Source organism: Streptomyces sp. SPB074 (assembly GCF_000154905.1).
In the GTDB taxonomy this organism is placed as follows: Bacteria; Actinomycetota; Actinomycetes; order Streptomycetales; family Streptomycetaceae; genus Streptomyces.
In genome coordinates this window covers 1,498,259-1,506,536 of the sequence record NZ_GG770539.1, presented here as the reverse complement: position 1 = coordinate 1,506,536, position 8,278 = coordinate 1,498,259, and the positions used below count along the sequence as shown (strand labels likewise).

At 74.9% G+C, this 8,278-nt stretch carries 4 protein-coding genes; 1 reads left to right on the top strand and 3 read right to left on the bottom strand.

Annotation, left to right across the window (positions count from 1 at the left end):
• Window positions 1-189: 189 nt before the first annotated feature.
• On the top strand, window positions 190-663 hold the full coding sequence (locus SSBG_RS06010) for a Dps family protein (RefSeq protein ID WP_008745313.1): 474 nt from the start codon (window positions 190-192) through the stop codon (window positions 661-663).
• Between the two features lie 131 nt (window positions 664-794).
• Here the strand turns inward: SSBG_RS06010 and SSBG_RS06005 are convergent, their stop codons facing one another.
• The 3 genes from SSBG_RS06005 to SSBG_RS05995 all read right to left on the bottom strand — a co-directional run bounded on the left by SSBG_RS06005 (window position 795) and on the right by SSBG_RS05995 (window position 8,173).
• Window positions 795-1,586, bottom strand: a complete 792-nt coding sequence (locus SSBG_RS06005; RefSeq protein WP_037869057.1) for an Fpg/Nei family DNA glycosylase — start codon at window positions 1,584-1,586, stop codon at window positions 795-797.
• A 315-nt stretch (window positions 1,587-1,901) separates the two neighbouring features.
• Complete coding sequence (locus SSBG_RS06000) at window positions 1,902-3,287, bottom strand: MFS transporter (RefSeq protein WP_037869055.1); 1,386 nt, start codon at window positions 3,285-3,287, stop codon at window positions 1,902-1,904.
• 230 nt (window positions 3,288-3,517) lie between these two features.
• On the bottom strand, window positions 3,518-8,173 hold the full coding sequence (locus SSBG_RS05995; RefSeq protein WP_008745310.1) for an ATP-dependent helicase: 4,656 nt from the start codon (window positions 8,171-8,173) through the stop codon (window positions 3,518-3,520).
• Between the last annotated feature and the right edge of the window lie 105 nt (window positions 8,174-8,278).

Sequence of the window (8,278 nt, the reverse complement as noted above, 5' to 3'; positions counted from 1 at the left end):
TACTTCGGTGGGGGCCCCGCCGTTTCGCGCGCCGGGCGCGGACGCCCGCCCTGTCGGGACCGGCCCGTAGGGGCTGCCGTTACCGGCGGCGGGCCGCCTCTCTCCGTGTGACCTGCTTCACCTCGTTATGTCATGGTTGAGAGAGCGGAAGGGGGGCACCCGAGTCGTGAGTCAGATGGAGGAATTCGGATGTACGTAGTGAAGAGCCCCCTTGCCGAAGCCGACCTCAAGATCGTTTCCGACGCGCTCCAGGGCGTGCTGGTCGACCTCGTGGATCTTTCCCTGGTCGCCAAGCAGATCCACTGGAACATCATCGGTCCCCGCTTCCGCTCGGTTCACCTCCAGCTCGACGACGTCGTGGACTCGGCCCGTACGCACATGGACGAGGTCGCGGAGCGGGCCTCGACCCTCGGTGTCTCGCCGGACGGCCGCGTGGCCACCGTCGCCTCGACGAGCGGCATCGGCAAGATCGGTGAGGGCTGGATCAAGGACAACGACGCGGTCGCGGCCATGACCGACGCCCTCGCCGCCGCCATCACGCGGCTGCGCGAGCGGGTCGCGGCGACGGCCGAGCCCGACCCGGTGACGCAGGACCTGCTCATCGCGATCACGGCGGACCTGGAGAAGCACCACTGGATGTTCCAGGCGTCGAACAACGAGTGACGAGAGACCACCGGAGCACCACGGGCGACGGCCACCTGACGGGCCCGCTCATGTCGCCGGATGGGGCGGTGGTCGTGCGGTGAAGCCGGGCCTCGTGTCGCGCGGAGCGGCGGGGGCCCGGTTTCGCGCGCTCAGGACGGTGCGGGGCCCTGCTGGCAGCCCGGGCACCAGTAGGTCGGGCGGGCCCGCGTCCCGTCCCCCTGCTCGGCCTCGCGCACCGGCGTGCCGCAGCGCAGGCAGGGGCGGCGGGCGCGGCCGTAGACGTACAGCGGAGTGTCGCGGCGGCCCGTCGTGACGCGGCGGAAGGTGTCGCGGTTGGCGTGCAGGAGGCGCGCGGCGAGGGCGGGGGCGCGCTCGACACCGGGCACGTCGCCCACGGGTGTCCACGGCGTGACGCGGAGCAGGAAGCACAGCTCGCTCTTGTACACGTTGCCGATCCCCGCGAGGTTGCGCTGGTCGAGCAGTGCCTCGCCGAGCGGCCGCTCCGGCGCGGCGAGCAGCCGGGCGAGCGCGGCCCCGGCGTCCCAGTCCGGGCCGAGGAGATCGGGGCCGAGGTGCCCCACGGCGCGGTCCTCGTCGGCCGTACGGAGCAGTTCCACGACGGGGAGGCGGTAGCCGACCGCGGTGCGGGCCTCGTTGCCGAGGACCGCGCGGATCTGGTGGCCGGGACCGCCGCGCCAGCGCTCGCCCGCCTCGTACACGCGCCACGCGCCGTCCATCCGCAGGTGGGTGTGGAGCGTGAGCCCGCCGGAGAGCCGGGTGAGGAGGTGCTTGCCGCGCGGGGTCACGTCGCGCACCTCGCGCCCGGTGAGGTCCGCCGTCGCGAAGCGCGGCACGCGCAGGTCGGCGACCGTGAGCCGCCGACCGGAGAGCGCGGCGTCCAGCCGTCGCGCCGTGTGGAAGACGGTGTCGCCCTCGGGCATGGGACCTCCCCGCTGCTGGTTCCGTTTCCTCGCCCCGGGCCTCGGCACGACGTCGGCACGACGTCGGCACGACGGCCGGGCGCGGGGACGGGGGCACCGGCGTCGAGCCTGCCACGAGCGGGCCCGGACACCGGCACCGACGTCACGTACCTCGCCCCCAGTCTGCTCCGCTCGCGGAAGAAGCCGGAAGCGCGCGACCGCATCGCGTCATGGACCGGCGCGCGGCGGGCCCGTCGCCGTACGGCGGGTCTTCGGAGGGTGATGACCCGGCGCCGGCCGGCCGGGGACGATGCGCCGTGGCCGGCCGGCGGGTGCTCAGTGGGTGTCGGCCGCGCGGCGTGGCAGCAGGGGCAGGGCGAGCGCGGTGCAGCCCAGCACGATGACGAGACAGACGAGGAGCCCGCGCTCGGGGGAGGTGCGGGTGGCGAGCGTGAGGTAACCGGCGGAGATCAGCGCGGCTCCGATCGCGTTGGCGATCTGCTGCGCCCCGTTCAGCGTTCCGCTCGCGCTCCCGGCCTCGCGCTCGTCGATGTCGCCGAGCGCGAGGGCGAACACGGTCCCGAAGCCGCACCCCATCCCCAGCCCGCACACCAACAAGGGAATCACCAACAGCCACAGCGGCCCGTCGGCGAAGAGGACGACGGCGAGGTAGCAGCACACGCCGAAGGCGAACAGGAGCAGCCCGATCAGCAGCAGACGCCTGCCGGACCTCGGGATCAGCGCCCGGATCGAGAAGGACGCCGCGATGATGCCGGCGGACGCCGCCGCGACGATCGAGGCCGCGGGCAGCACGCCCAGCCCGCGCCCGATCTGGAGGTACAGGGTCGTGGCGAACAGCAGCCCCGAGGTCACGGCGAAGAAGCCCGTCCCCACGACCACGCCCGCGACGAACGAGCGATTCCGGAACAGCGAGGGAGCCAGCAGCGGGTGGCGCGCTCCGCGCTGCTGGACCACGAACCCGGCCAGCGCCGTGCTCCCGAGGACGCCGAGGACAGCGGGCGGCACCGGCGAGGACGGGGCCTGGAGCAGCGTCAGCGCGGCGAGGACGCCGAGCAGCCCCGCGCTGAGAAGTACGACAGCGGCGGGGTCGAGCCGCACCGCGGGATCGGCGTCGAGCCGCGGCAGCGACGCGGCGGCCAGCGGGAGGAGTGCGACGGCGACGACGAGGTTGAGCAGGAACACGGCCCGCCAGCCGGAGCCGAACGGGTCCGCCGTCATCAGCAGGCCCGCGAGCACCGGTCCGCTGATCGAGCTGACGGCCATCAGCGGACCGAACAGCCCGAAGACCTTGCCGAGCTCCGCCCGGGGAAACGTGTGCAGCAGCAGCGTGAAGCCCTGCGGGATCAACAGGGCCCCGCACGCGCCTTGGACGACGCGGAAGAGCACCAGCACGCCGACCGAGGGAGCGAGCGCGCCCAGGGCCGACGCCGCCGCGAATCCGCACAGTCCGGTCAGGAAGACCCGGCGCGCGCCGAAACGGTCGCCGAGGCGAGCGCCGAGCACCAGCGTGGAACCGAGGGCGAGCGCGTACGAAGCGCCCAGCCAGGGAGCCGGCCAGGCGGGCGCGTGGAGGTCTCGCAGGATGGAGGGGGTCGCGACATTCGTGACAGTGGTGCTCAGCAGATCCATGACATCCGCGACAAGGACCGCGGCGAAGACCAGCCAGCGGGCACGCGGAGCGGGATACGTGTGTTCGGGCACAGCGAAGGACTCTCTCGATGAGAGGGTCAGACGCCCCACGGGGGCGCCATGCTGGCCGGAAGTCCCGACACGGCCACAGGCCGCTGCACCTTACGAGGCTCACGGTAGCAGCCCCTCACCGGCGCACGGGAACCGTGTACAGCCCCCGCGCGGGCCGAGGCGCTGGGGGCGAGCCGCCCGGCGGGATCCGTCCCACCGGGCTCGTCGCGCACGTCGGGCAGGGGCAGGTGCTACCGCGCGCGCAGCCGCAGCCCCCTCGGTGTCGCGTGGAAGCCGGCCGTTTCGAGGACGGGACCGAGCGGCGCGGTGAGCGCGGGCGCCCCGTTGATCCGTTCGACGGTCAGGGTGCCGAGCGCCCCGGCCCCGGCCGCCTCCGCGAGCGCGCCGAGGGCCTCGGCCACCCGGGGATCGTCCGGGGCGACCGGTTCGTCCGGCGTCGCGGGCCACACGAGGAGCGTCTTCCCGCCCCGTTCGACGTACACGGTCAGCGCGCCGTTGACGAGGACGACGAGCGAGCCCGCCTTGCGGCCGGGCTTGTGCGGCGTGTTCTCGGGCGGCTCCGGCCAGGGCAGCGCGGCACCGTAGGCGTTCGCGGGGTCGGCTGCGGCGAGGACGACGGCGCGACGCCCCGCCCGCTCGTCGCCCCGTTCGGCCGCCGTCGCGACGGCGCGCAGCCGGTCCACGGCGCCCTCGACGGCGAACTGCGCGGCACCGAGCCCCTCCACCACGTACCCGCGCCGCGCCTGCCCGTTCTCCTCGAAGGCGGCGAGGACCCGGTACACCTTCGAGAAGCCGCCCTCGACGCCCTCGGCGGCGACGGTGCCGCGCGTGACGACGCCGTAGCGGTCCAGGAGGGTGCGGGCGAGCGCGTGCGCGCGCACGGTCGGGTCGCCCTCGCGCGGCGGCAGCAGCGACCAGCGACCCGCGACCGTCGGTGGGCCCGAGCGCGAGGCGGTGCGCGCGGCGGCGGTGAGGGAGCCGTACCTGCCGCGCGGCACCGTGCGGCGCGCGCGGTGCGCCGTCGAGCCCGCCGTGAGCCCGGAGCCGAGCAGGGCGCGCAGCGGCGCGAGCGTGTCGTTCGTGAGCCGGCCGCTCCACACCAGGTCCCACAGGGCGTCCGCCAGCTGCGGTTCGCTCGCGTCGGGGTGCGTCGTGGCGCGGACCTGCCCGGCGAGCTGGCGGAAGAAGAGCCCGTACCCGCCGGAGAGCGCGTCGAGGAGCGACTGGTGCAGCGGGCCCAGTTCGAGGGGGAGCGGGTCGGGGAGCAGGAGCGGCGCGGTATCGGCCGGGTAGAGACCGATCCAGCCGTCCTTGCCGGGCAGCGCGCCCGCCCCGGCCCACAGCAGCTCGCCCGCCGAGGTCAGCTCGTCCAGCAGCGCGGGGCCGTACCCGGACAGGCGCGAGGGCAGGACGAGGCGTTCGAGCGCCGAGGCGGGCACCGTCGCCCCCTGCAACTGCTCGACGGCGCGCACGAGGCCGTCCGCGCCGCGCAGCCCGTTGCCGTCGAGGTGCTGCCAGCGGGGCAGGAAGTCCGCGTACGCGCTCGGCGCCACCGGTTCCAGCTCGTGCCGCAGCGCCGCGAGCGAACGCCGCCGCAGGCGCCGCAGCACCGTGGCGTCGCACCACTCCTGACCGCGCCCCGCCGGATGGAACTCGCCCGCCACGACCCGCCCGCCCGCCGCGAGCCGCTGGAGCGCGCCCTCGGTCACGGCCGTGCCGAGGCCGAAGCGGGCCGCGGCGTCCGCCGTCGTGAACGGGCCGTGCGTGCGGGCGTAGCGGGCGAGGAGGTCGCCGAGCGGGTCCTTCACCGGCTCCGTGAACGCCTCGGGCACCCCCACGGGCAGCGCGGTGCCGAGCGCGTCGCGCAGCCGTCCCGCGTCCTCGATCGCCGCCCAGTGCGCCCGGCCCGCGATACGCACCTCGATGGCGCGGCGGGCCTCCGCCAGCTCCCGTACGTACGAGGGCTCCGCGCCGCGCGCCGCGAGCTCCTCGTCGGTGAGCGGGCCGAGCAGGCGCAGCCGGTCGGCGACGCCCTCGGCGTCCTTGACCGCGCGGTCCTCGGTGAGCCACTGGACCTCGCGCTCCAGCTCGGCGAGGACCTCCGGGTCGAGCAGTTCGCGCAGCTCGGCGCGGCCGAGCAGCTCGGAGAGCAGGCGGGAGTCGAGCGAGAGCGCGGCGGCCCGGCGTTCGGCTAGGGGCGAGTCCCCCTCGTACAGGAACTGGGCGACGTAGCCGAAGAGCAGCGAGCGGGCGAAGGGGGACGCCTCCGGCGTCGTCACCTCGACCAGGCGGACGCGGCGCGCCGCGATGTCGCCCATCAGCTCGCGCAGCCCCGGCACGTCGAAAACGTCCTGGAGGCACTCGCGGACCGCTTCGAGGACGATCGGGAACGAGCCGAACTCGCTCGCGACCTGAAGGAGCTGCGAGGCGCGCTGCCGCTGCTGCCACAGCGGGGTACGGCGGCCCGGGTCGCGGCGGGGCAGCAGCAGGGCGCGCGCGGCGCACTCGCGGAAGCGCGAGGCGAAGAGCGCGGAGCCGCCGACCTCGTCCGTGACGATCCGCTCGACCTCCTCCTGGTCGAAGAGGGTGTCCTGCGCGCCGACCGGCGCCTGCTCGCTGTCGTACTCGGTGCCCGGCGTCTTCTTCGGGGCGGCGTCGGCGTCGAGGTCGAGCAGGTCGAGGCCGAGGAGGTCCGCGTCCGGCAGGCGCAGCACGATGCCGTCGTCCGCGTGCACGACCTGCGCGTCCAGGCCCAGCTTCTCGTGCAGCCGCGAGCCGATCGCGAGCGCCCACGGCGCGTGCACCTGCGCGCCGAAGGGGGAGTGGACGACGACGCGCCAGTCGCCCAGCTCGTCGCGGAAGCGCTCGACGACGATCGTGCGGTCGTCGGGGACGTGCCCGCAGGCACGGCGCTGCTCGTCCAGGTACGCGAGGAGGTTGTCCGTCGCCCAGGCGTCGAGCCCGGCGGCGACCAGGCGCAGGCGCGCGTCCTCCGGCGACAGGCCGCCCAGCTCCCGTACGAACGCGCCGAGCGCCCGCCCCAGCTCCAGCGGCCTGCCGAGCTGGTCGCCCTTCCAGAACGGCAGCCTGCCCGGGACGCCGGGCGCGGGCGAGACGAGCACGCGGTCGCGCGTGATGTCCTCGATGCGCCACGACGTCGTGCCGAGCGTGAAGACGTCGCCGACGCGCGACTCGTACACCATCTCCTCGTCCAGCTCACCGACCCGGCCGCCGCCCTTCTTCGGGTCCGAGCCCGCGAGGAAGACGCCGAAGAGGCCGCGGTCGGGGATCGTGCCCCCCGAGGTGACGGCGAGGCGCTGCGCGCCCGGACGCCCCGTGACGGTGCCCGCGACGCGGTCCCACACGACGCGGGGCCGCAGTTCCGCGAAGGCGTCCGAGGGGTAGCGGCCCGCGAGCATGTGGAGCACCGACTCGAAGGCCGACTCGGGCAGCGCGGCGAACGGCGCGGCACGGCGCACGAGCGCGAGCAGATCGTCGTACTGCCAGGTGTCCATCGACGTCATCGCGACGAGCTGCTGGGCGAGCACGTCGAGCGGGTTGGACGGGACGCGCAGCGCCTCGATGAGCCCGCCGCGCATCCGCTCGGTGACGACGGCGGACTGCACGAGGTCACCGCGGTACTTCGGGAAGACGACGCCCGTCGAGACCGCGCCCACCTGGTGTCCCGCGCGGCCGACGCGCTGGAGCCCGGAGGCGACCGAGGGCGGCGACTCGACCTGCACGACGAGATCCACCGAGCCCATGTCGATGCCCAGCTCCAGGCTCGACGTCGCGACGACGGCCGGGAGCCGGCCCGCCTTGAGGTCCTCCTCGACCTGCGCGCGCTGCTCCTTGGAGACCGAACCGTGGTGCGCCCGCGCGAGCACGGGCGGCGCGCCCTTCGCGGGGCCCGAGCCGCCCATGAGCTGCGCGGGGCCGTGGTCCTCGGGCAGCGGCTCACCCGTGGCGCGCTCGTAGGCGATCTCGTTGAGCCGGTTGCACAGGCGCTCGGCGAGACGGCGCGAGTTGACGAACACGATCGTGGACCGGTGCGCCTGCACGAGATCCGCGATGCGCTCCTCGACCTGCGGCCACACGGAGGGCGACTCGCCCTTGTCGTTCTCGCCCACGGGCGAGCCGCCCATCTCCCCGAGATCGGGCACGGGCACGACGACGGACAGGTCGAACTCCTTCCCGGAGACCGGCTGCACGACCTCGGCCCTGCGCTGCGGCGACAGGAAGCGCGCCACCTCGTCCACGGGGCGCACCGTCGCCGAGAGCCCGATGCGGCGCGCGGGACGGGGCAGCAGTTCGTCCAGCCGCTCCAGCGACAGTGCCAGGTGCGTGCCGCGCTTCGTGCCCGCGACGGCGTGCACCTCGTCCAGGATCACCGTCTCGACGCCGCTCAGCGCCTCGCGCGCCTGCGAGGTGAGCATGAGGAACAGGGACTCGGGCGTCGTGATGAGGATGTCGGGAGGCCGCGTGGTGAGCGAGCGGCGCTCCGCGGCGGGCGTGTCGCCCGACCGGATGCCGACGCGGATCTCCGGCTCCTGCAGGCCGAGACGCACGGACTCCTGCCGGATACCGGTCAGCGGGCTGCGCAGATTGCGCTCCACGTCCACGGCCAGCGCCTTGAGCGGGGACACGTAGAGCACGCGGCAGCGCTTGCGGGCCTCGGCGGGCGGCGGCGCGGACGCGAGGCCGTCGAGCGCGGCGAGGAAGGCGGCGAGGGTCTTGCCCGAACCGGTCGGGGCCACCACCAGGACGTCCGACTCCCGCTGAATGGCGCGCCACGCCCCCTCCTGCGCCGCGGTGGGCGCGGAGAAGGCACCCGAGAACCAGCCGCGGGTGGCGGCGGAGAACCCCTGGAGGGCGGAAGCGACCATGCTCCCATCGTGCACCGCGGGTCTGACAACGGCTGGGGGAAGTGGGGGGTGGGCCGGGGGTGGCGGGTGTCGCGTGTCGGGGTGGCGGGGGCGTCGGGGTGCGTC

Coding starts and splice junctions, on each gene's coding strand:
- SSBG_RS06005 (WP_037869057.1), bottom strand. CDS start 1,586: ATGCCCGAGGGCGACACCGTCTTCCACACGGCGCGACGGCTGGACGCC.
- SSBG_RS06010 (WP_008745313.1), top strand. CDS start 190: ATGTACGTAGTGAAGAGCCCCCTTGCCGAAGCCGACCTCAAGATCGTT.
- SSBG_RS05995 (WP_008745310.1), bottom strand. CDS start 8,173: ATGGTCGCTTCCGCCCTCCAGGGGTTCTCCGCCGCCACCCGCGGCTGG.